Annotated in this window: 1 pseudogene; it reads right to left on the reverse strand. The window is 77.9% G+C overall.

The features are described from left to right. Positions 1-457, reverse strand: a pseudogene (locus BEK98_RS45865) (PucR family transcriptional regulator); the annotation flags it as partial.

Consider the following 457-nt stretch of genomic DNA (forward strand, 5'->3'; position numbering starts at 1 on the left):
CGGCGGCCGCACTGACCCCGAGCGTCCAGCCCGGCTGCGGGACCGGCTCCCGCTCGGCGGGCACCAGCACCCGTACGACGTCCCGGCCGAGGTCGACCAGCGGCGACCCCAGCGCCGCCCCCAGCGCGGAGGCGGCCACGGCGTCCGGCGCCTGCCCCTCCGGCCGCGCGTGCACGACGATCCACCGCCCCTCGCCCACGAGCGGCGCCACCTCCTCCGGCGCCGAACCGAGCAACAGCCGCACGAGCGCGGAGGACCGGGCCGCACCGGCCCCGCTCTGATGCTCACCGGTGAGCAGGGAGAGCAGCACGGAGGCGACGGAGGCGATGGTGTGGTCGCCCGGTTCGCGGCGCGGGGTGGCCACACCGAGGACGAACCCTTCTCCGGCTCCGAGGGCGTAGGCGGCGAGGTGGGTGTCGGCGTGGGTGTCGGTGGCGGAGGTGGGGGCGGGTCGGGT

It is taken from the genome of Streptomyces diastatochromogenes, from assembly GCF_002242805.1.
Classification (GTDB): domain Bacteria; phylum Actinomycetota; class Actinomycetes; order Streptomycetales; family Streptomycetaceae; genus Streptomyces; species Streptomyces diastatochromogenes.